This window comes from Verrucosispora sp. WMMD573 (assembly GCF_027497175.1).
GTDB lineage: Bacteria > Actinomycetota > Actinomycetes > Mycobacteriales > Micromonosporaceae > Micromonospora.
Genome location: NZ_CP114901.1, coordinates 3,454,904 through 3,477,039, shown reverse-complemented (window position 1 = coordinate 3,477,039; position 22,136 = coordinate 3,454,904). Strand labels below are relative to the sequence as shown.

The window sequence follows — 22,136 nt, the reverse complement described above, 5'->3', positions numbered from 1 at the left end:
ACAAGGACAAGAGCGCATTGCTCCTTCCCGCTCGCCCCGGGCGGAAGTGGTCGACAGCACAGGAGCCGCAGATGCGGGACACACAGACCAGCCGGCACCCTGGCCCGACGGCACGCCGGAGCAGGATCCGGTGGCGCACCCTGGCGTTCCTCGCCACCGACGCCACGGCCTGGGTGGGCGGGTTCGTCGCCGCCGCCTGGACCCGTTACGAGTTCGCCCTCACCACCACCCAGCTGACCCGCGCCGCCGGCTGTGGACTGATCGCCGCCGGGCTGCACGTGGCGGTGGCCGGGGCGCGCCGGGTGCGCTCGGGACGCCACCCGCTCGGCAGCCTCCAGGAGGTTCGCGGGCTGGCCGGAACCGCACTCACCACCGTCGCGATCGTCCTGCTCGGCTTACTGCCGGCGCCGGAACGGCCGGTGCCGGGGAGCACTCCGCTGGTCGGCGGCGCGCTCGCCCTGCTGTTCATGCTCGCCGTCCGGTTCGTCTACCGCCACCGACGTGACCTGGCCCTGCGTCCGGACGTCCGATCGTCGGCCCCGGTGCTGCTGTTCGGGATGGGCGATGCCGGCCAGGGACTGCTCCACGCGCTGCTCACCGACCCACGTGGCCGCTACCGGCCCGTCGGGGCTCTCGACGACGACCCGGACAAGCGCAACCTCTGCGTCGACGGCATCCGGGTGCTCGGTGGTCGCGGTGACGTCGCCGAGGCGGTACGCCGCACCGGTGCGACCACCGTGATCTTCTCGGTCGCCAACGCCGATGCCGCCCTCATCCGGCAGATCCGGGAGGCCACCCTGAACACCGGCGCGGCGTTCAAGGTGATCCCGCCGGTACGCGATCTGGTCGATCACCGGATCACCGTGACCGACGTACGCGACGTACGGATCAGCGACCTGCTCGGCCGCCGGCAGATGGTCGCCGAGATGGCGGTCCGGACCAACGGCCTCACCGGCCGACGGATCCTGGTCACCGGCGCCGGCGGCTCTATCGGCTCGGAACTGTGTCGACAGGTGATGAAGGCCGACCCGGGCGAGCTGATGATGCTCGACCGCGACGAGTCGGCGCTGCACGCCCTCCAGATGTCGCTCAACGGTCGAGCGATGCTGGACGGACCCGAGCTGATCCTGGCCGACCTGCGCGACGACGAGGCGATCCGGCGGATCATCCGCGACCGCCGTCCGGAGATCATTTTCCACGCCGCCGCGCTCAAGCATCTCACCCTGCTCGAACGACACCCGGGCGAGGCGGTGAAGACCAACGTGTGGGGCACCCTGTCGGTGCTCGACGCCTGCCAGGACGTGGCGAAGTTCGTGAACATCTCCACCGACAAGGCCGCCGACCCGATCAGCGTTCTCGGCTACTCCAAGCGGATCACCGAGCGGCTCACCGCGCACGCCGCCTCCCGCTTCCCCGGCACCTTCCTCAGCGTCCGCTTCGGCAACGTGCTGAGCAGCCGCGGGTCCGTGGTCACCGCCTTCCAGCGGCAGATCGAGGCGGGTAACCCGCTCACTGTCACCCACCCCGAGGTGACGCGGTACCTGATGACCATGCAGGAGGCGGTGCACCTGCTGCTTCAGGCCGCCGAGATCGGCCGCGACGGTGAGGCACTGGTCCTCGACATGGGCGAGCCGGTCCGGATCGCCGACCTGGCCCGGCAGATGGCCGAGCAGGCCGGCAGCGACGTGCCGATCGTCTACACCGGCCTGCGTCCGGGCGAGAAGCTGCACGAGGACCTGCTCGGCATCGGTGAGACCGATGCCCGACCGTTGCACACGCTTGTGTCACACGTCGCGGTTCCTCCACTCGATCCGCTGGAGGTGAGCGGCCTCGACCCGTTCGACGAGCCGGAGAAGGTCATCGCCGAACTAGCCCGCCTCTGTGCCCAACCTGCCGGTCGCGTCAACGACACGGTCCTGGGCGGCCTGCCGCTGCCCCGGTAGTACTCGCGTACCGACCAGGGGCTGGTGACCGGATCGGTCACCAGCCCCTGGTGGCATCGCTCAGCGGCGGATGCCCGCCCAGTCGTGGTGCCGCCGCACGGTGGACAGGATGAAGTTCACCACGGCGCGGGACGTCCCGGTGACCTGGTAGTCGGCCGGACAGGGGACGCCAGCCACCGCCACCTGCTCGACCGCGACCCGGACAGCCTCGACGATTCCGTCACGGTCGAGACCCGTCATGATGATGCCCCCGGCGTCGAGCGCCTCCGGCCGCTCCATGGCGTCGCGCAGGGTCACCGCGGGGAAGCCGAGGATCGCGGCCTCCTCGCTGATCGTGCCGCTGTCGGACAGGACGCACCGGGCCTGGGTCTGCAGGCGTACGTAGTCGAAGAAGCCAAACGGCTCGTGGAAGGCGATGCCGTCAAGGTCCGTCCCGTCGTCGGTCAGTGACTCCAGCCGTTTGCGGGTACGTGGATGGGTGGAGACCAACACGGGCAGGCCCCACTCGGCGCGGACGGCCCGCAGGCAGTCGAGCAGCCGCCGCAGTCGGGCGGGATCGTCCACGTTCTCCTCCCGGTGGGCACTCACCACGAAGTAGCCCCCGGGTTGCAGCTCCAACTGGTGCAGAACTGGCGACGCCTCGATCTCGGTCCGGTAGTGATCGAGCACCTCCCGCATCGGCGATCCGGTGTGCAGGATCCGTCGGGGGTGGAGTCCTTCGGCGAGCAGGTTGCGGCGAGCGTGCTCGCTGTAGACCAGATTGAAGTCGGCGACGTGATCGACCAGACGACGGTTGGTCTCCTCCGGCACGTTGAGGTCGAAGCATCGGTTGCCCGCCTCCATGTGGTAGACCGGCACCCGCATCCGCCGCGCCATCACCGAGGCGATGGCGCTGTTGGTGTCGCCGAGCACCAGCAGCGCGTCCGGTCGTAGCTCACGGATCGTCTCCTCGACGCCGACGAGGACGCCGCCGAGCACCCGCCCGAGCGAGGACGTGTCCACCCGGAGGAAGCGGTCGGGCTCCCGAATCTTCATCTCGGCGAAGAAGACGTCGGACAACGAATGGTCCCAATTTTGTCCGGTGTGGATGAGTACATGGTCGACCGTACGATCCAATCGCTCGATGATCCGGGACAACCGGATGATCTCTGGTCGCGTTCCCACCACGGTCATGACCCGTGTCATCGCCTCACCCTTCGCTGAGCCGACCCCTCGAACGGACCGGCAACGGACCCAATTTCAACGAGCCACAGAAAGACAGGTGATGCACCAAAAAGCGCGAACGACTGTCACATAAGCACATTGCCCAACCGCCCTTTCGAATTACCACCCTCACACAACCGATGAGTTGTATTGTCTGATTCGACGCGAATCTTCAGCTCCCCCGGGGGCCACAAACGACGGAGGAAGCGTGAACTCCTCACTTTCGGGCCGCCATTTCCTCATCACCGGCGGCACCGGCTCCTTCGGGCAGACGATGGTCTCCCGGCTGCTCGACGCCGGCGCGGCCGGCGTGCGCGTACTCAGCCGCGACGAGTCCAAGCAGGACGTCATGCGGCACCGGCTGCGCGACGACCGGGTGCGCTACATCGTGGGGGACGTTCGGGATCTCGACAGCGTCCACAAAGCGGCGCGGGGAGTGGACTTCGTCTTCCACGCCGCGGCTCTCAAGCAGGTGCCGTCCTGCGAGTTCTTCCCGCTGGAGGCGGTCCGGACCAACGTGCTCGGCAGCGCCAACGTCGTCGACGCATGCGAGCGCAACGGCGTCGAGACACTTGTGCTGCTCAGTACCGACAAGGCCGTCTACCCGGTGAACGCCATGGGCATGACCAAGGCGCTGATGGAGAAGGTCGCCCAGGCACACGCGCGGATCAACCCGTTGGCAGAAACCCGGGTCTGCTGCGTCCGCTACGGCAACGTGATGTATTCGCGAGGCTCGGTCATCCCGCTGTTCATCGAGCAGATTCGCAACGGTGTGGCGCCGACGGTGACCGAACCGAGCATGACCCGGTTCCTCATGTCGCTGGGCCAGTCCGTCGAGCTGGTCGAGCATGCGTTTCGGCAGGGACAGCCCGGCGACATATTCATCCGCAAGGCCGGTGCCTGCACCATCGCCGATCTCGCCATCGCGCTGTGCAATCTGTTCGGTGTGCCGGCAAAGTTCGAAGTACTCGGCATCCGGCACGGCGAGAAGCTGTACGAAACCCTGGCCAGCCGCGAGGACCTGGCCCGAGCGCAGGACCTCGGCGACTTCCTGCGGGTGCCGATCGACAGCCGAGACCTGAACTACGCCCTGTACTTCGACGAAGGCGACACCCGCCAGGAGCACATCGCGGACTACCACTCGCACAACGCTCGGCGACTGGACGTCCCCGAGATCATGTCACTGCTGCTGACCCTGCCGGAGATCCGAGCGCAGTTGGACGCGGTCGGCCAACCGACCGAGATGCACAGCAGGTGACCAGGTCCGACGCTGTCGACCCGGTCTCCACACGGGTCGCGCTGGTCAGCCAGTTCTTCCCACCGGAGCCGGTGCACCTTCCGCTGGGTCTCACTCGCTGCCTACAGCGGCAGGGCTTTGAGGTCGACGTGCTGACGGGGGTGCCCAACTATCCGACCGGCATCGTTCATCCGGGCTACTCACACCGTCGACCGGTCGTCGATGAGGTAGCCGGTCTCCGGGTGCTGCGGACCCCGTTGCATCCGAGCCACGACCGGTCCGCCGCCGGTCGCGCCCTCAACTACCTGACCTGGGCGACGTCATCGACGCTGCTTGGCTCCTCGCTGCTGCGTACTGCGGATGTGGCGCTCGTCTACTCGTCACCGGCCACGGCGGCTGCCGCGGCCCTGGCAGCCCGGCTTCGGTGGGGACTGCCGTACGTGCTGATGGTGATGGACCTCTGGCCCGACTCGGTCTTCGCCACTGGTTTCCTCACCCGCGGCCTGGCTCGCCGGGCCGCCGAGACGGCGTTGAGCCGATTCACCGATCTCACCTATCGCTGGGCCGAGCACGTCACGGTCCCCTGCCCCGGGCTGCGGGACACCCTCGTCGCGCGGGGTGTGCCCACGGAAAAGGTGTCCGTCGTCTACAACTGGACCGACGAAAAGCTCATGCAGCCGACCGAGCCCGACCCGCACCTGCGCACCAGTCTGGGCCTGTCACCCGACGACTTCGTGGTGCTGTACGGCGGGAACCACGGCCCGGCGCAGGATCTCGGTGTCGCGATCACGGCCATGGCCCGACTCCGGGACCTCACCGACGTACACCTGGTGCTGGTCGGGGACGGGGTCAGCAAGCCGGCCCTGCGTACGACGGCTGCGGAACTCGGCCTCCGCACGGTCCACTTCGTCGACCCGGTCGCGACAGAGCGCATGGCCGCCGTCATGGCCGCCGCCGACATCCAGCTCGTCTGCCTCGCCGACGAGCCGCTGTTCCAGATCACCATGCCGAGCAAGGTGCAGACCATCCTCGCCTGCGGCCAGCCGGTTCTGTCCTGCGCGCCCGGTGAGGTAGCCCGAGCGACACACGAGGCCGGCGCCGGATTCACCACTGCCCCGGGCGATCCGGAAGGGTTGGCCCAGACCATCCGGCTGGCCCACGCCACCCCCCGCGCTCAGCTACGGGCGATGGGGCGAGCCGGTCTCGACCATTACCGACTTCTCATGAGCGAGGCGGCCAACGCCCAGGTCCTCGCCGAACTGCTGGCTGCCGCGGCTGCGAAGGGCGGCCGCAGGCCCAACCGCCGAAGGGTACCCGCGTGAACGACACTCATCGTCGCCACCTTCCCGATATCGCGGCGCAAGACAGGCTGGCGCCGCAGAACGAACCGGAGATTTCCAGGTCATCAAGCTCGACGCTGCCCTTCCGGGTGCTTCTTGTCTGCGAGTACTTCGAACCAGGATTCCGGGCCGGTGGGCCGATACGGTCGATCGCGAACATGATCGACTCCTCCTCCGACGCCGTCGACGTACTCGTGGTGACCCGTGACCGCGACCTCGGCTCGGCCGAACCGTATCCGGGACTTTCGGGTCGCATCGTCCGCCGTCGCAACGCTCAGGTCTGCTACGTCGACTCGCGTCGTCTCCGGCACTGGTGGTTGCTTGTCAAGACACTGACCCGCCGCAGGTTCGACCTCCTTTACGTGAACAGTTTCTGGGCGCCCTCGTCGCTTCTCTCGGTCCTTGGCGTACGTACGGGGTTGATCCGGGCTCGAAGAATCCTCGTCGCACCGCGCGGCGAACTGGCCGCGAGCGCGCTGGACTGCAAGTCGACCAAGAAGAGCCTCTTTCTGCCGTTGTGGCGTCCCTTCCTTCGCCGACGTGACGTGCTGTGGCACGCGACGTGCGAGGCCGAGGCCGAAGCCGTCCGACGGATTTTTAGGGAGGCGCACGTCCACGTCAGCCGAACCAAGGTCGCCCTGCCCCCGGAGCCGCTGCCGCCGACGCTGAATGATGGCCCGCTGAGGCTGGTCTTCATCAGCCGAATCCACCCGATCAAGGGTCTCGACATCGCGCTGGCCGCTCTGGAGCAGGTGACGGGCCGAATCGTCCTCGACATCTACGGGCCGATTGAGGACCGCGCCTACTGGGCGGTCTGTCAGGACCTGATCCGGCGGCTGCCGCGCTCAGTCACCGTCAGCTACCGGGGGGTGCTTGCCCCTGACCAGGTCCGCACCGCTCTCGCCGGCTACGACGCATTCGTCTTCCCCACCAAGGGCGAAAACTTCGGCCACATCATCGCGGAAAGCCTCTCGGCTTCCTGCCCAGTCATCTGTGCGGATCGGACACCGTGGACCCCGGTGATTCAGGCCGGCGGCGGCGAACTCCTGAACGATCTCGATGTACAAACTCTCGCCCGTCACCTTGACGTGCTCGCCACCGCCACTCCTGAGCAGTGGCTGCACAAACGTCGGGCCGCCGGAGATGCCTACCGCGGCTGGCGGGCGGGAGACACCGGAGCGAACCTGCTGGACCAGATCAGGCTGGCCGGCGGCGGCTGATCGGTCGGAGTGCGACGGGCGCAGGGCTGCCTGCGGAATCAACGCTCTGCGCTCACCTGGCGCTCAGCGAGCGACCAAGCTTGCGGTAGACGTTCACGACGGTGCGCGAGGTCTGGAGTCGCAGCTTGTCTCCGTCAGTCAGTACCGCCCGGGTCACCGGTACCTGTCCGGAGAGGGCCCGCCGCAGCCACCCGGACACCACCTCGGCTGCCCGAGGAACCCAATCCTCGTCGACCGCCGGCTCAAGGATCTGGTCGTAGATTTTCAGCCCGTCGAATGGCTGCCCGAAGAAGGACGCAGTCTTCGGCGCATAGGAGATTGGATAGATCGGCACGTCCATGGCCGCCCAGAGGGCGCTCGAATGCAGCTTCATCGAGATCGCAACGGAGCACTCAGCCATCGCGTCCGCGAAATCGAGTAGATCCACACCGACGTACGGCAGCACCGTGGCGTCCCTGGGCCCGAGCTGGCGGCACACCTCTTCGGTGAAGGTGACGTCAGGTCCGCCGGCACCGGCTTCCAGCACGAAGAGGCACACGGTGTCGACACCGTGGGCCTCCGCAACCCGGCCGATGTGGCGAGCGGTATCGGTAACCCCGAGTCCGGGCCAGCGGCGCAACGCCACGCCCAGCGACCTCGGCCGGCCCGGTCGCCCCGATCTGGCGCGTACGCCGAGATGAGCCAGGAAGGCTGGATCGACAAAATCGCGACACCGCTTGACGCGCCAACCCAGTTGCTGTTCGGCAAACGCCACCGAGTCGGCGTCCCGCAGATAGCACTCGTCGAACGGGAGGCCGCGTTCGCGTAGGCGGCGTCGCCAGTCCGCACTCAACGGTCCCAGCCCCAGTCCGGCAGCAAGCACCGGTGCGGCTGGCAGATGTCGTGGCAGGAAGCTCAACCACTGGTACGGGGTGTGTGGATGGTGACTGGTCTGCAACAAGCCGCCACCGCCGAAGAGAACGGCTCCACAACCCTGGAAGCTCATCTCGTTTCGGCGCGACCCCGGCAGGTCGCGTCCCGGCCGGATTGGGGTGGGATCCAGCGGGATCCGCAGACGAGTCGAGATCGTGGACCAGTCGACGGGCTTGCCGAAGCTCAAATACCGAACCTTCACGTCATCCTGGGCGGACGCTATCGCGCTCACCCCAGCGATGAGGATCAGGTCGTCTCCGAAATTGCCTGCCTCACCTAGACAGACCAGTCCGACGGTCGAGCGCAACTCGGGTTCCTCCTCTGTCGAGCGACAAATAGCTGAGCCACCAGGAACCGGCGCTCAGGACGGCGAGCACGGCCAGCGCCCCAGCGGCTCCGCTGGCCCCGAACAGGACGCCACCCACGACGATCACCGCGATTCGGACCGGTCCGAGGACCCCACCGATCAGAAGTGCCCTCGTGCTGGCAGCCTGCACGCGGTGCCCCGCGAACGCGACAAGTGCCACCGGCGCCAGCAATGCCTCCACGGCCAGTAGCGGCAGCAGCGGCCGAGCCGCGCTCCAGTTCTCACCGAGCACGGCCCGGCCGAGCCCGTCCGGCAGCAGACACACCGCGAGCACCAGCGGCAGGGCGAGTCCAAAGATCAATACGGCCACGGGACCGGCGGTACGGATCCGGGCTCGCGTCGTGGTCGGCCGTCTTCTTGCCAGATACGGGACGATCAGTGAGGAAAGCGTGGTGACCAGGAGCGCTACCGGTCCGAAGACCGTCCGGGCCGCACCGACGGCACCGACGACGGCCATGCCGGCCGCCGACGCGAGCCCGGTGAGAGCGAGTTGGGCGGCACCGTTGGTAACCAGGAACTGCGCTCCGAAGGTGGCTGCGACGTGAGTCTGGTGACGGTCGAGTCCCCACCCGGGCAGGACGTCGTACCGCTGCCGCAGAGCAGCCGCCAAGCCGATGCTCGCCCCGGCCCCCGCCCAGCTGGCGAACACCAGGACGGGCGCGACCGGTGCCCACAGGGCGGTGACCACGGCCGCCGCGACGCAACCGGTCCAGAGGGCCTCCTGCGCCAAGGCAACCTTGGTCACGCCGACACCGAGGCTGATCGCCTTGACGTAGTCGTAGATCACCAGGCCAGGTAGGGCCAGGCCGATGATCGCGAGGTAGGGGGATCCGAGCAGCATGCCGACCACTGCCGCCAGCGCACCGATCCCGACCGCTACGACGCACGCCCGGCGTGCGCCGTCGACAGCCGTCCGTGCTGCCGATTCCACCCGCCCGGCAAGGACCGTCTCCGTGATCGCCGTACGTACCAGACCGACGGCCAGCACATAGATCGAGAAAGCCAGGGCGAACTGGCCCAGCCTCGCCAGGGACTCGCCGCGGGCGATGGTGACCGAGACCATCAGGTTGCCCATGCTGGACAGCCCGTTCACCGACAGGGCCACTACCGCCCGCCGGCCGAAGCCGCCGCGGCGCCCCAGGCTGGGCAACACGCTGCGCAAGGGCGTCCGCCTTACCAGCGCCGTCACGTCCTGGGCCGAGGAGCAGGGCGCTCTGCCCGCGGCCCTCCCCGCTGCCGGGTGAGGTGCAGAAGCAGCAGAACCGGCAGCGCGGCCACAGAGAACTGGATGAACCCGATGAGGCTCTCCGGATACACCTTCAACCACATCAGCGGACTAGCCGTGGCGAAGCAGAAGAGGGCGAGCCGCACCGGGCCGGGTGCACCACCAGCCCGGAGCAGGAGGACACCGATGAGCGCCCACGCGGCGTAGAACAGGACGATTCCCCAAGGCCCCTCCAGGAAGTACATCGTGCCGAGGCCGAGAAAGGTGTAGGCCGACGTGGAACTGCCGCCGAGGTACTCATTGATCCGCACGCCGGTCGACAGGGTTGGCCGGCCCGGGTCAAGGATCCTGGGCACGACGCCGTACCGGACGATCTGCGACAGGTCTGGCTTGTCGATGTCGGCCGGCACGTCGTACCCGCTCGCGCGAGTCACCTGCAGGTCGAAGCGGAGGCGGTCGGCGGAACTCACCGCCTCATTGACCGCCACGCCACCCTCGACTCTGACCTCGTTGCGCAGTGCGAAGATCGTGGGCCAGGCGAGGAACAGGGCCAGGATGAGGACGACCACGAAACGGGTTCGGAGTACGCCGCAGATAGCCGCCACCGCGACGACAAAGGACAGGTAGCCAATCATCGGTGCGGTCCGTGCGGTCATGATGACCAGCACCGTCTGAGTGCCGACGAGGCCGCCCGTCCAGCCCAGACAGGCAACCCGGCTGGCCCGACCGCCGAGCAGGCTGGACAGCAGCAGGGCGAACGCGAGGTAGCGCCAGCCCGAGAAGAGAGCGCTCACGGTCGCCGCAGGAGACGCGGCGATCTCGCCCGAGACCTGCGTGAAGATTGTTCCATGGCCGAACGAGGCGCCGACAAGGTCCGCGACGATGCTGACCATCGCGACCAGGCGGGCGACCCTGAAGAGTTGCGGATAGCCGGCGTTGGAGCGGGCCATGCCGCGCTGCCACTCACCGCGCCGGCCGGCTCCCCCGAGCGACGCCAACTCCACCGCCACCGTGCCGGCCAGCGCCAGTGCCAGCAGCGTGGCGATGAAGCCGATCTGCGGATTGTCGTGCACCACAGCCATCGGGATGACCAGTACGGCGTACGGGGCCAGCACCACCATGCTCACCGGAAAGAGCTGCAGAATCCAGGTCAGTCGGGGAATCTGTCGTCGTCTTCCCCGCCGGGGGCCGACGACTGAATGAGCGGGTGTGGTGCTGCGGCGGTCGAGGTCGCTGACCGCGGTCACCGACGTCACCGATCACCCGCCCGGGACATCAGCCGGTCGTATGTGTCGGTGAAGCGCCGCAGCGCCACCTGCCGCGAGAAGAGTTGCTCACAACGAATCCTGGCCGCCACCGCCATGCTCTCACCGCAGCCGTCGAGGACGTCGAGGAGACGCGCCGCGACCGACCGGCCGACCTCGCCCGCCGGTTCCAACGGGACCAGCCAGCCGGTTCGCCCGTCGGCCACGCACTCCCGCGCGCCGTGGGTGGCGGTGAGCACGACCGGAAGTCCGCATGCCATCGCCTCCACGGCGGAAAGGCCCAGCCCTTCCTCGTACGAGGTCTGTAGAAAGACGGAGGCGCCTTGATACAGCTCCACCAGTTGCTCGGCCGGCACGTCGGGACGTATCACCACCCGCCCGTCAAGCCCGAGTCGCCCGATCAGAGCAGTCACGGACGGCTCCGGCCGGCCCTTGCCGGCCATGATGAGCTGCGGCAGGCCCGGGCGAGTCCGCAGGGCCTCGGCGTAGGCGTGGACCATCCGGTCCAGCCCCTTCCGGGGGTCTCCCAGGCGGCAGACCGAAAGCAGGTAGCCATCGGCACGCCAGCCGCCGGACGGCGGGGTGAAGCGGTAGGTGTCGATGCCGGGCGGCGCGAGTACGACGTGCGACTGGTCGTGCGTCTTGAGCCAGTCGAAGATGGCCTGGTTCTCCACCAGGATCGCGTCCGCCGAGCGCAGCACGGATCGCTCGATCCGCGAGGTGAGCCGCGTCATCCCGGCCCGCCAGGCAGCAGACCCCCACCCCTGCGCGCGTGGATGGGATCCCCGTTCCCATCGAGCGAGCGTCGCCATCTGCACCACCACAGGTGGGCCGGCACCGAGCACCGGCGCCGCCCAGGCGGGCGTTCCGCAGACGACCTGGATGCAGTCGTATTCCGACAGGGCTGCGGCCAACTCGCTCCGCGGCCGGTAACGCATGAACTCCAGCTCGACGGCGTTCGCGCCCCAGTACCGTTCGTGAGGGGTGGCACCGGAGCGGGTGAGCAGGCTCGCGCGCGACCACGACCTCGGAGCGAGGATCCGTCGGCTCGACGTGTCGCGTGCGGACGTCGCCAGGTCGTGGACGTCCACCGTGTAGCGTCCGGTCGCGGTGAGCCCTTCGTACAGCCAGTTGACCACCGTTCCCACTCCACCGTTGCGGTGGAGACCGTGCGTCACCAGGGCGATCCGCCTCGTCCCTGCCGCCCGCCGCCCCGCGGGTGCTGGATCAGACGTCTCTCGGACGAGAGCCTGGCCGGGCTCATTCCCCATCGGAACCCTCCCCTGGACCGAATCAGCGTCGGAAACGACAAATCAAGCTAACACCGCACATCATCACTAGCGGCCAATTCACCCATAGCGAAACGTCTTCATGGATTCCCACTCCAGCACATTTCGTTTCCATGGGTATCCGAGGCCGATGCACGGATTGACATGGATCACGGGCAACGACAAGGCTCACCTGAGGCTCTGACGAAGGGGGCAGGATGAGGCGCACACGGCTGGCGATCGCCGGCGTGTTCACTCTGGTCGGTGCGCTGGTGCTGACCGCACCGGCGAGCGCACGGCCACCGTCCGATCCGGGCGGCCGCGACGGCCGAGACGGCATGGAGGTGTATGTCGGCACGGTCGATCCCGCGCAGCTGCACCAGTTGCGGGAGGCAGGTGTCGACGTCGGGCACGGCTCGACGCCCGATCGGTCCGGCAAGACGGAGATCGAGACGGTACTCAGCCGGGGCCAGGCCGATCGGCTGGCCCGCAAGGGCGTCGATCTCGAGGTCAAGAAGGTACGCGGCAAGGACGCCTCGCAGGTGCTGCGGGAGCAGACCGTGGCGGGTTGGCGGGCCTTCCGGTCGTACAGCGAGCCCGGCGGTATCCGTGACGAGATCACCGCGACTGCGGCCCGTTACCCGACGCTGACGAAGGTGCAGAGCATCGGCCGTTCGGCCCAGGGTAAACCGATCCTCGCGATCAAGGTGACCAGGAACGCGAAGAAGATCAAGGACGGCAAGCGGCCGGCGGTGCTCTACGGCGGCGCCCAGCACGCCCGGGAGTGGATCACGCCGGAGATGACCCGCCGGTTGATGCACCACGTGCTGACCAGCTACGGCTCCGATCGAGAGATCACCCGGCTGGTGGACACCACCGAGCTGTGGTTCATCCCGGTGCTCAACCCGGACGGCTACGACCACACCTTCACGCCCGGTAACCGGCTGTGGCGCAAGAACCTGCGTGACAACAACGGTGACGGCCAGATCACCGGGGCCGACGGCGTCGACCTGAACCGTAACTTCAGCTACAAGTGGGGCTACGACAACGAGGGGTCCTCGCCGGATCCGGCCAGCGACACCTACCGGGGCCCGAGCCCCAACTCGGAGCCGGAGACGAAGGCGCTGGACGCGTTGTTCAAGCGGCTCAAGTTCGAGTTCTTCGTCAACTACCACTCCGCCGCGCAGTTGCTGCTCTACGGCGTCGGCTGGCAGGTGGCCACACCAACCCCGGACGACGTGATCTACGAGGCGATGGCCGGGGACGACGCCCACCCCGCGGTGCCCGGCTACGACCCGGACATCTCCGCCGAGCTGTACACCACAAACGGCGACACGGACAGCCACGCCACGGTGCGCTACGGCACGCTGGGCTTCACCCCGGAGATGTCCACCTGCCAGGCGGCAGCCGAGTCGGATCCGGACGACCAGTGGCTGCCGGAGGATTGCGTAAGTGTCTTCACCTTCCCGGACGACGAGGAGCTGATCGCCGCCGAGGTGGCCAAGAACCTTCCGTTCGCGCTGTCGGTGGCGAAGTCGGCGCACCATCCGGACGATCCGGTCTCGGTGGTCGGCCGCAGCACCCCGGACTTCGTGGTGGACGCCTTCGACGTGTCGTACGGCCGGACCCAGCAGGTCGCCGCGATCACCCGGCGGTCGCTGAAGAACGTCAAGCTGAACTGGTCGATCAACGGGGGCCGGGCGAAGTCCACCCGGGTCCGCGAGTGGCGGGGCGGTGAACGCTACGGCGACACCCACAACGACTACTACGCCGAACTGCGCGGCAAGGTCACCGGGGCCCGACCCGGCGACCACGTGCGGGTCTGGTTCACCGCGACCAGACCGGGTCGGGGCAAGATCAGCAGCGAACGCTTCACCTACCGGGTGCACGACGACATCGGTGGGGACGTGCTGGTGCTGGCCGTGGAGGACGTCACCGGCGTGAGCCCTGCCCAGGACACCACCACCGCGAAGTACGCCGACGAGATCGCCGCCTCGCTGAAGGCGGCCGGGCGCAGCAGCGACGTGTACGACTTCGACGCGATGGGGCGTGCCGCTCCGCACCATCTGGGGGTGCTGTCGCACTACGACGCGGTGGTCTGGGAAACCGGCGACGACATCATCCTGCGGGAGCCGGGTCAGGTGCCGGGCACGGTGGCGAAGGCGGCGGTGGACATCGAGCTGTCCGTCCGGGACTACCTCAACGAGGGCGGCAAGCTGCTGGTCAGTGGCAAGTACGCGCTGTACGCCCAGGCGGCCAACGGTTCGTACGGCTACCTGCCGGACGCCCCGCCGGAGTGCACGAACGCGAACGATCCGAACTGCCTGCCGCTGCTTAACGACTTCCAGCAGTACTGGCTGGGGGCCTACAACTACGTCAGCGACGGCGGCACCTCGCCCGACGGGCAGCCGTACCCGGTCCGGGGCGACGATGGAGCGTTCGCCGGATTCGCCGGGGCGCTCAACGCCGACGGCTCGGCGGGCAACCAGGACCACACCGCGTCGTTCCTGACCACGTCGAGCTTCCTGCCGCCGGCCCAGTTCCCGCAGTTCACCAGCTCCGCACCGGTGGGTTGGGGGCGTCCGGGCGGGGCGCCGTTCGACCCGCGTACGGGTGAGTGGTACCTGTTCAGCGGGCAGTCCGACGAGTCGTACAAGCGGCTCACCCGGACGGTGGACCTGACCGGGGCGAGCAGCGCCGAACTGAGCTTCCATACCTCGTTCGACATCGAGACCAACTGGGACTTCATGTTCGTCGAGGCGCGTGCGGTCGGCACCGACAACTGGACCACCCTGCCGGACGCCGGTGGCCTGACCACCCAGGAGACCGGGGACAGCTGCGCCTCCGGCTGGGTGGCTCAACTGCACCCGTTCCTCGCCCATTACCAGGCCGCGGACTGTTCGCCGACCGGCAGCACCGGCCAGTGGCACGCAGCGACCGGCACCTCCAACGGCTGGAAGGAGTTCGTGGCCGACCTGTCCGGGTACGCGGGCGGGCAGGTGGAGGTCTCCATCAGCTACGCCAGCGACTGGGCCACCCAGGGTCTCGGCCTGTTCGTCGACGACACCCGGGTCGTGGTGGATGGGGCCACCGTCGCCGAGACGTCGTTCGAGACGGACCTCGGTGGCTGGACGGTGGCCGGTCCGCCGGAGGGGTCCGCCCCGGCGGCTGCCAACGACTGGTCGCGCAGCCAGCAGGCGTTCGAGGAGGGCGCGGCGGTGGTCACCAAGGACACCGTCTACCTGGGCTTCGGGCTGGAGGGATTGGCACCGGCGGCCCGTGACGAGTTGGTCGCCCGCTCGCTGACCCAGCTGACGGGCCGACCGCGCCGGTAGCGGCGGTCCAGGGCGCGCCGGCGGTCGGGACACCGCCGGCGCGCCTTGCCGCGTACCGGCATGTGGGGCGTCCGGACTGTGATGAGCTGTCGGTATGGACCGCATCCGGCTCGGGCTGGTACTGCACCCCACCCGGGACGTGTCCCCGGTGGTGGACACCATCGCCGCCTGGGCCGCGCGGCACGAGGTGGCCCTGACGGTACGCGAGCAGGACCGGCAGCGGGTGCCCGAGTCCGTCCGCCCGGTACCGGAGGACCAGCTCGCGGCCGGGGCGGACATGCTGGTCAGCATCGGCGGGGACGGCACCATGCTCGGTGCGCTGCGGGCGGCCGTGCCGGATCCGAAGCCGGTGCTCGGCGTACACCTGGGCAAGCTGGGGTTTCTGGTGGAGGTGGAGCCGCCGGAGCTGCCGGCGGCGCTGGATCGGCTGCTGGCCGGCGAGTACACCGTCGAGTCGCACAGCTGTCTGGCCTGCGACGTGTGCGGCGACGACGTGGTGGCGTTCAACGACATCGCGCTGATCCGCCGACCCGGGCAGGGTTTCGTCAGCGCGACCCTGGCGGTGAACGGGCAGCAGTACGGCTACTACCGCTGTGACGCGTTGGTGGTGAGCACCCCCAGTGGGTCGACCGCCTACAGTTACGCCGCCGGCGGGCCGCTGATCTCCCCCGCGACGCGCGCCGTGGTGATCACCCCCAGCGCGCCGATGTCCGGCATCTCGCGATCGGTGGTGCTCTCCTCCGACGAACGGGTCCGGCTGGAACTGCGTCCCGGGTCAGCGCCGGTCGCGATCGAGGTGGACGGGCAGGTCATCCGGGACGGGTCGACCTCCGGCGCGGTGGACATCGGCTACCGCACCGACGCGGGCCTGGTGGTCCGCCTCGACCCGCGCCGCTACCAGGAACGCAGCCAGCTCAAGCTGAGCCTGCTCGACCTGCCGCTGCTGCCGGAGCAGCTCCGCGAACTGCTCCCCGAGAACCTGCGCCGTCAGCTCGGCCGCCGCGAGATGCCCCCTCCGCGCTGATCCGGCGTCACGGCGGCTGACTTTCCCCGCATAAATCGATAGCCTTAACTACGTCCGCAACCGGTGTCGGTGGCCGTCCCGATCGGGCCCCTTGTCGCGACCCTCCCCCGCCCGACCCCACCACCGCGCCGGATCAGTCTGGAAGGAGGCACATGACCCGCGCACTCCTGCGGGCGGCGACCGTCCTCGCCGCCGCGCTTCTCGCCACCACCGTCATGGCCGGCAGCGCAGCCGCCAGCCCGATCTCCCAGCGCTTCTCCGTCCCCTCCGGAGACAACTGCACCTACGGCTACACCGAAGGCGTCCTGGAGTGGCGTTCCACCGCGCCCACCAAGGCCGTGCGGCTGACCGGCGTCGTCGTGGACCGGCCCAGCGCCAACGAGCCGATCGCCTGCCGCGACGACCGTCGATACACAATCGCCAGCTACGTCGCGTACGCGGGCGAACGTCCGATCGACCGGGCAGCGCAGCGGGTGGACAACGGAGCTCTGCGGTTCGACTTCGTTCTCGGCTCCGACGTCTCGGCGGTGGGCATCGAACGCGTGGTGATCCAGGTCTGCCGGACATCGCTCGACAGGCCCAGCACCGTGCCGGACTACTGCGGTCGGGAGCACACCTTCCGCCCCACGTCGATCGGCCCCAACAGCCTGTGACAGGGCTAGCCGGGTGTGGTCACCCACGGTCACCACACCCGGCACCGCGGCTTGGACGCCGCCCCGACCCGGCGGAGTGGTAGCCGACCGGGCGGCGAGGGCCGGTCGCTGGCCCGCGCTTCCACGACGACCTCAGGCGCTGCCGAGCACGTCGGTGACCAGGGCCTGAGCTTCCTGCTGCACCCGGGTCAGGTGGTCGGGGCCCTGGAAGGACTCGGCGTAGATCTTGTAGACGTCCTCGGTGCCGGACGGGCGGGCGGCGAACCAGCCCGACTCGGTGGTCACCTTGAGGCCGCCGATCGGAGCACCGTTGCCGGGGGCCGTGGTCAGCGTCGCGGTGATCGGTTCGCCGGCCAGCTCGGTCGCCTTGACCTGCTCCGGAGAGAGCTTGCCGAGCACGGCCTTCTGCTCCCGGGTGGCGGGTGCATCGATGCGGGCGTACGCGGGAGCGCCGAACCGGTCGGCCAGCTCGGCCCAGTGCTCGCTGGGCGTGCGCCCGGTCGCCCCGATGATCTCGGCGGCGAGCAGGCAGAGCAGGATGCCGTCCTTGTCGGTGGTCCAGGTGCCGCCGTCCCGGCGCAGGAAGGACGCGCCGGCACTCTCCTCGCCGCCGAAGCCGACCGCGCCGTCGAGCAGGCCGGGCACGAACCACTTGAAGCCGACCGGCACCTCCAGCAGCGGGCGGCCGAGGTCGGCGGCGACCCGGTCGATCATGGACGAGGAGACCAGGGTCTTGCCGACCGCCGCGTCGGGCCCCCACTGGTCCCGGGTGCGGAACAGGTGGGCGATGGCGACGGCGAGGTAGTGGTTGGGGTTCATCAGCCCGGCGTCGGGGGTGACGACGCCGTGCCGGTCGGCGTCGGCGTCGTTTCCGGTGGCCACCTGGTAGTCGGTACGCCTGGCGATCAGCGAGGCCATCGCGTTCGGCGACGAGCAGTCCATCCGGATCTTGCCGTCGCCGTCGAGGGTCATGAACCGCCAGGTCGGGTCGACGGTCGGGTTGACCACGCTCAGGTCGAGCCGGTGCCGGTCGGCGATCTCGCCCCAGTAGTCGACGCTGGCACCGCCGAGCGGGTCGGCGCCGATGCGGACCCCGGCGGCGCGGATCGCGTCGAGGTCGAGCACCGCCGGCAGGTCGTCGACGTACGCGCCCAGGAAGTCGTACGTGTCGGTGGTGTCGGCGGCGCGGGCCCGCGCGTACGGGATGCGGCGCACCTCCTTGAGCCCGGCGGCGAGGATGGCGTTCGCGCGGTCCTGGATCCATTTCGTGACGTCGGAGTCGGCGGGGCCGCCATGGGTCGGGTTGTACTTGAATCCGCCGTCGTCGGGTGGATTGTGCGACGGGGTGATCACGATGCCGTCGGCGAGGCCGGCGGTGCGTCCCCGGTTGTGGGTGAGGATGGCGTGCGACACCGCCGGGGTGGGAGTGAAGCCGTCCCGGCTGTCCAGCAGCACGGTGACCTCGTTGGCGGCGAGCACCTCCAGGGCGTCGACGGTGGCCGGCGTGGACAGCGCGTGGGTGTCCCGACCGAGGAAGAGTGGGCCGTCGACGCCCTGCTCCCGTCGGTAGTCGCAGAGCGCCTGGGTGACGGCGAGGATGTGGTCGGAGTTGAAGGCGTTACGCAGGCTCGACCCGCGGTGCCCGGAGGTGCCGAAGGAGACCTGCTGCGCCGGGTCGGTTGGATCGGGATGCTCGGCGTAGTAGGCGGTCACCAGCCGTGGTACGTCGACCAGGTCGGCGGGCTCGGCGGGCTGGCCGGCACGGGGATGACTACTCACGGTTCTACCTTCTGTCCTTTGCCGATGACCACGATGCCGTTGTCGGAGACCGTGTAGCGCTGCCGGTCCCGTTCCAGGTCCACGCCGATCTCGGCACCCTCGGGAACGTAGACGTTCTTGTCGAGGATGGCCCGGCGGACCACCGCGTGCCGGCCGATCTCGACACCTTCCATGAGTACGCAGCCGTCCACGTGGGCCCACGAGTGCACCTTGACCTTGGGCGAGACGATCGAGTTCTCCACCAGGGAACCGGAGATCACCGCCCCGGGCGAGACCATCGAGGCGACCGCCCGACCGACCCGCTCACCCCACTGGTGCACGAACTTGGCCGGCGGGAACGGCGGCTGCTCGGTGTAGATCGGCCAGTCGAAGTTGTAGAGGTTGAACACCGGGTGGACGTTGATCAGGTCCATGTGGGCGTCGTAGAACGAGTCGAGCGTCCCGACGTCGCGCCAGTAGCCGCGGTCCCGGTCGGTGCTGCCGGGCACCTCGTTGTCGCGGAAGTCGTAGACGTTTGCCTCGCCGCGCTCGACAAGCATCGGGATGATGCTGCCGCCCATGTCGTGCTTGCTGGTCTTGTCGTCGGCGTCGCGTTCGACCGCGTCGATGAGCGCCCGGGTGGTGAAAACGTAGTTGCCCATCGAGGCGTAGATCTCGTCGGGCGAGTCGGGCAGGCCGACGGCGTCGGTGGGCTTCTCCCGGAAGGCCCGGATCCGTCGGCCGTCCTCGCCGACCTCGATGACACCGAACTGGTCGGCCGTCGACAGCGGCTGCCGGATGCCGGCGACGGTCACCCCGGCGCCGGAGGCGATGTGGTCCTCCACCATCTGCCGGGGGTCCATCCGGTAGATGTGGTCGGCGCCGAAGACGATCACGTAGTCGGGCTGCTCGTCGTAGATCAGGTTGAAGCTCTGGTAGATCGCGTCGGCCGAGCCGGCGAACCACCAGGGGCCACGACGCTGCTGCGCGGGCACCGGCGTGACGTAGTTGCCGAGCAGCGTCGACATCCGCCAGGTCTTGGTGATGTGTCGGTCGAGGGAGTGGGACTTGTACTGGGTCAACACGACGATCTTCAGATAGCCGGCGTTGGCCAGGTTGGAGAGGACGAAGTCGACCATGCGGTACATCCCGCCGAACGGGACGGCCGGCTTGGCCCGGTCCGTGGTCAGCGGCATCAGGCGCTTGCCCTCTCCGCCGGCCAGGACGATCGCGAGCACCTTGGCAGCCATGAACAGACGCTATCCATACCGCTGCCGGTTCACCACTCGTACGGGACAGTTCCGCGGCCGGGTGCGGCACCGCATTCTGCACTAGGGTGCCGGGCATGACCGACTCCGCACGGCTGCGCGTGGACCTGCTGACCCGGGAGTACCCGCCGGAGGTGTACGGCGGCGCCGGGGTGCACGTCGAGTACCTGGCCCGGGAGCTGCGCCGGATCACCGACGTGCGGGTGCACTGCTTCGGCGCGTCGCGTACCGAGCCGGGGGTTCGGGCGTACGCCGAACCGGCGGCCCTGACCGGCGCGAACGCCGCGCTGCGGACCATGGGAGTGGACCTGGAGATGGCCGCCGGGTGTGCCGGCGCCGACGTGGTGCACAGCCACACCTGGTACGCGAACCTGGCCGGGCACACCGCGAAGCTGCTCTACGGGGTCCCGCACGTGGCGACCGCGCACAGCCTGGAGCCGCTGCGGCCGTGGAAGGCCGAGCAGCTCGGCGGCGGCTACGCGCTCTCCTCGTGGTGCGAGCGCACGGCGTACGAGTCGGCCGACGCGATCGTGGCGGTCAGCGCGGGGATGCGTCGGGACGTGTTGGCCGCGTACCCGTCGGTGGATCCGGACCGGGTGCACGTGATCTACAACGGCATCGACACCGCGCAGTACGCCCCGGATCCGGGCACGGATGTGCTGGCGCGACTCGGCATCGACCCGGCCCTGCCCAGCGTGGTCTACGTCGGGCGGATCACCCGGCAGAAGGGCCTGCCGCACCTGCTGCGGGCCGCCCACGAGCTGCCGGCGGACACCCAGCTGGTGCTGCTGGCCGGCGCGCCGGACACCCCGGAGATCGCCGCCGAGGTGGCGGGCCTGGTCGCCGAGCTGCGGGCGAGCCGGACGGGGGTGATCTGGGTGGCGGAGATGCTGCCCAAGTCCGAGGTGATCCAGGTGCTCACCCACGCAACCATCTTCGTCTGCCCGTCGGTGTACGAGCCGATGGGCATCGTCAACCTGGAGGCGATGGCCTGCGAGACGGCGGTGGTGGCCACCGCCACCGGCGGCATCCCCGAGGTGGTCGCCGACGGCGAGACCGGCCTACTGGTCCCGCTCGACCAGGCCGGCCTCGACGGCACGCCCGTCGACCCGGCGCGCTTCGAGGCCGACCTGGCGGCCCGCCTCAACGAGCTGCTGGCCGCACCCGAACGCGCCGCCGCGCTCGGCCGGGCCGGCCGGCACCGCGCTGTCGAACACTTCTCCTGGGACGCCGTAGCCGCCCGCACCCTAGACCTCTACCGCTCCCTGCTGAAGTAGCGCGATCAACCGGCCGGGCTGATCAACTTTAGCTTCGGGAAGTACGTCCGGTACCGGGCCCCGTCGCGGGTGAGCAGACGGTATCCGCACACGGCCGCGTGGGCCCCGATGTAGAAGTCGGCTATCGGCGACCTCTTGGTGCCGCCCTGCGCGCGGTAACTCGCGTACGCCTTACCCGCGAGGAAACCGGCCGCATACGGGAGTTCCTCCCGAAGGAAGTCACCGGCCGGCAGCGCCTCGTCGAGGTCCTCGATGCGCTCGAAACGGACCGACACCTCGGCGTACACAATGGGGTTGATCACCAGGGCCCCGTTATCCCGTGCCTCGGCCAGTGACTCGCTGGACCAGTTCGACCACCGGGCGTCGTCGGTGAGGATGTCGAGCAGCACGTTCGTGTCGACAAGGGTCGTGGCCGAGTCAACGGGCCGGTGGGCGACGGCGCGGAGTCGATCAGTCCCCACGCAGCAACTCCATGAGGTCGTCGGTGGACATGCCGGCGGTCTGCTTCGTGCCACCGCGCCCGCGCATGTGTCGCACCAGGCGCTGCCCTCGACTCTCCGCGCCGCTCACCCGGACGATCCGGAGCGCACCGCCGTCCTCGATCACGTCGACCTCGTCGCCCTCGTGCAGGCCGTACCGGGCGCGCAGCGCAGCCGGGATGGTGACCTGCCCCTTGCTGTTGAGCCTCATGGCGCCTCCGCGTATCACGTAATACGAACGATACGTGTCAGCAGCCGGATACGCCCTCAGAACTTCGGACGCAAGACGACCGACCCAGGGTGCCGTGGCGACGAGCAACTACGGGGATGGTGCTGCGTCGATCGGCGCGGAGGCAGCACCA

17 protein-coding genes are annotated in these 22,136 nt (G+C 69.0%); 8 read left to right on the top strand and 9 right to left on the bottom strand.

The genetic code is table 11. From position 1 onward, the window contains the following. Positions 1-71 precede the first annotated feature (71 nt). Positions 72-1,943 (top strand): polysaccharide biosynthesis protein, encoded by a 1,872-nt coding sequence (locus O7601_RS15925; RefSeq protein WP_281561921.1) that lies wholly within the window; start codon positions 72-74, stop codon positions 1,941-1,943. Between the two features lie 60 nt (positions 1,944-2,003). Here the strand turns inward: O7601_RS15925 and wecB are convergent, their stop codons facing one another. Continuing rightward, positions 2,004-3,128, bottom strand: a complete 1,125-nt coding sequence (wecB, locus tag O7601_RS15920; protein ID WP_281561920.1) for a UDP-N-acetylglucosamine 2-epimerase (non-hydrolyzing) — start codon at positions 3,126-3,128, stop codon at positions 2,004-2,006. 226 nt (positions 3,129-3,354) lie between these two features. On the opposite strand from wecB, the gene O7601_RS15915 reads away from it, so the two are divergent. The 3 genes from O7601_RS15915 to O7601_RS15905 are packed head-to-tail and all read left to right on the top strand — an operon-like array spanning position 3,355 to position 6,943. Continuing rightward, on the top strand, positions 3,355-4,404 hold the full coding sequence (locus tag O7601_RS15915; protein ID WP_281561919.1) for a polysaccharide biosynthesis protein: 1,050 nt from the start codon (positions 3,355-3,357) through the stop codon (positions 4,402-4,404). Next, the gene (locus O7601_RS15910) at positions 4,401-5,705 is read left to right on the top strand and encodes a glycosyltransferase family 4 protein (RefSeq protein ID WP_281561918.1); all 1,305 of its coding nucleotides are present in this window, start codon (positions 4,401-4,403) and stop codon (positions 5,703-5,705) included. Before O7601_RS15915 ends, O7601_RS15910 begins: the two co-directional genes overlap by 4 nt. Beyond that, the gene (locus O7601_RS15905) at positions 5,702-6,943 is read left to right on the top strand and encodes a glycosyltransferase (protein ID WP_348650201.1); all 1,242 of its coding nucleotides are present in this window, start codon (positions 5,702-5,704) and stop codon (positions 6,941-6,943) included. The genes O7601_RS15910 and O7601_RS15905 overlap by 4 nt, the downstream gene beginning before the upstream one ends. 52 nt (positions 6,944-6,995) lie before the next feature. Here the strand turns inward: O7601_RS15905 and O7601_RS15900 are convergent, their stop codons facing one another. From O7601_RS15900 to O7601_RS15885, 4 genes are read right to left on the bottom strand one after another with little or no spacing between them, the layout of a single operon-like run. Beyond that, complete coding sequence (locus tag O7601_RS15900) at positions 6,996-8,162, bottom strand: polysaccharide pyruvyl transferase family protein (protein ID WP_281561916.1); 1,167 nt, start codon at positions 8,160-8,162, stop codon at positions 6,996-6,998. Beyond that, entirely contained in the window at positions 8,128-9,384 is a 1,257-nt protein-coding gene (locus tag O7601_RS15895; RefSeq protein WP_281561915.1) for a hypothetical protein, read from the bottom strand. The genes O7601_RS15900 and O7601_RS15895 overlap by 35 nt, the downstream gene beginning before the upstream one ends. 23 nt (positions 9,385-9,407) lie before the next feature. After that, on the bottom strand, positions 9,408-10,703 hold the full coding sequence (locus tag O7601_RS15890) for a hypothetical protein (protein WP_281561914.1): 1,296 nt from the start codon (positions 10,701-10,703) through the stop codon (positions 9,408-9,410). After that, positions 10,700-11,890: a glycosyltransferase gene (locus O7601_RS15885; RefSeq protein WP_281561913.1), complete on the bottom strand. Its 1,191-nt coding sequence runs from the start codon at positions 11,888-11,890 to the stop codon at positions 10,700-10,702. Before O7601_RS15885 ends, O7601_RS15890 begins: the two co-directional genes overlap by 4 nt. 308 nt (positions 11,891-12,198) lie before the next feature. Between O7601_RS15885 and O7601_RS15880 the strand changes: the two genes are divergently transcribed. The 3 genes from O7601_RS15880 to O7601_RS15870 all read left to right on the top strand — a co-directional run bounded on the left by O7601_RS15880 (position 12,199) and on the right by O7601_RS15870 (position 16,992). Further along, positions 12,199-15,315, top strand: a complete 3,117-nt coding sequence (locus O7601_RS15880; protein WP_281561912.1) for a M14 family metallopeptidase — start codon at positions 12,199-12,201, stop codon at positions 15,313-15,315. A gap of 94 nt (positions 15,316-15,409) precedes the next feature. After that, positions 15,410-16,339, top strand: coding sequence for an NAD(+)/NADH kinase (locus O7601_RS15875; protein WP_281561911.1), 930 nt, complete (start codon positions 15,410-15,412; stop codon positions 16,337-16,339). A 152-nt stretch (positions 16,340-16,491) separates the two neighbouring features. After that, on the top strand, positions 16,492-16,992 hold the full coding sequence (locus O7601_RS15870) for a hypothetical protein (protein ID WP_281561910.1): 501 nt from the start codon (positions 16,492-16,494) through the stop codon (positions 16,990-16,992). A 132-nt stretch (positions 16,993-17,124) separates the two neighbouring features. On the opposite strand, the gene pgm is transcribed toward O7601_RS15870, so the two are convergent. Both pgm and glgC read right to left on the bottom strand, forming a co-directional pair. Then, positions 17,125-18,771: a phosphoglucomutase (alpha-D-glucose-1,6-bisphosphate-dependent) gene (pgm, locus tag O7601_RS15865; protein ID WP_281561909.1), complete on the bottom strand. Its 1,647-nt coding sequence runs from the start codon at positions 18,769-18,771 to the stop codon at positions 17,125-17,127. After that, on the bottom strand, positions 18,768-20,000 hold the full coding sequence (gene glgC, locus O7601_RS15860) for a glucose-1-phosphate adenylyltransferase (RefSeq protein WP_281561908.1): 1,233 nt from the start codon (positions 19,998-20,000) through the stop codon (positions 18,768-18,770). The genes pgm and glgC overlap by 4 nt, the downstream gene beginning before the upstream one ends. Positions 20,001-20,095: 95 nt before the next feature. Here glgC and glgA point away from each other — a divergent pair, with 95 nt between their 5' ends. Continuing rightward, positions 20,096-21,295: a glycogen synthase gene (glgA, locus tag O7601_RS15855; RefSeq protein WP_281561907.1), complete on the top strand. Its 1,200-nt coding sequence runs from the start codon at positions 20,096-20,098 to the stop codon at positions 21,293-21,295. Positions 21,296-21,300: 5 nt separating this feature from the next. Here the strand turns inward: glgA and O7601_RS15850 are convergent, their stop codons facing one another. Together O7601_RS15850 and O7601_RS15845 are read right to left on the bottom strand one after the other, a co-directional pair. Next, positions 21,301-21,756, bottom strand: a complete 456-nt coding sequence (locus tag O7601_RS15850; RefSeq protein ID WP_281561906.1) for a type II toxin-antitoxin system VapC family toxin — start codon at positions 21,754-21,756, stop codon at positions 21,301-21,303. Next, a complete protein-coding gene (locus O7601_RS15845; protein WP_281561905.1) occupies positions 21,746-21,985 on the bottom strand; it encodes an AbrB/MazE/SpoVT family DNA-binding domain-containing protein in 240 nt (79 codons plus the stop codon). Before O7601_RS15845 ends, O7601_RS15850 begins: the two co-directional genes overlap by 11 nt. Between the last annotated feature and the right edge of the window lie 151 nt (positions 21,986-22,136).

Coding starts and splice junctions, on each gene's coding strand:
- O7601_RS15875 (WP_281561911.1), top strand. CDS start 15,410: ATGGACCGCATCCGGCTCGGGCTGGTACTGCACCCCACCCGGGACGTG.
- wecB (WP_281561920.1), bottom strand. CDS start 3,128: ATGACACGGGTCATGACCGTGGTGGGAACGCGACCAGAGATCATCCGG.
- O7601_RS15925 (WP_281561921.1), top strand. CDS start 72: ATGCGGGACACACAGACCAGCCGGCACCCTGGCCCGACGGCACGCCGG.
- O7601_RS15870 (WP_281561910.1), top strand. CDS start 16,492: ATGACCCGCGCACTCCTGCGGGCGGCGACCGTCCTCGCCGCCGCGCTT.
- O7601_RS15845 (WP_281561905.1), bottom strand. CDS start 21,985: ATGAGGCTCAACAGCAAGGGGCAGGTCACCATCCCGGCTGCGCTGCGC.
- glgC (WP_281561908.1), bottom strand. CDS start 20,000: ATGGCTGCCAAGGTGCTCGCGATCGTCCTGGCCGGCGGAGAGGGCAAG.
- O7601_RS15880 (WP_281561912.1), top strand. CDS start 12,199: ATGAGGCGCACACGGCTGGCGATCGCCGGCGTGTTCACTCTGGTCGGT.
- glgA (WP_281561907.1), top strand. CDS start 20,096: ATGACCGACTCCGCACGGCTGCGCGTGGACCTGCTGACCCGGGAGTAC.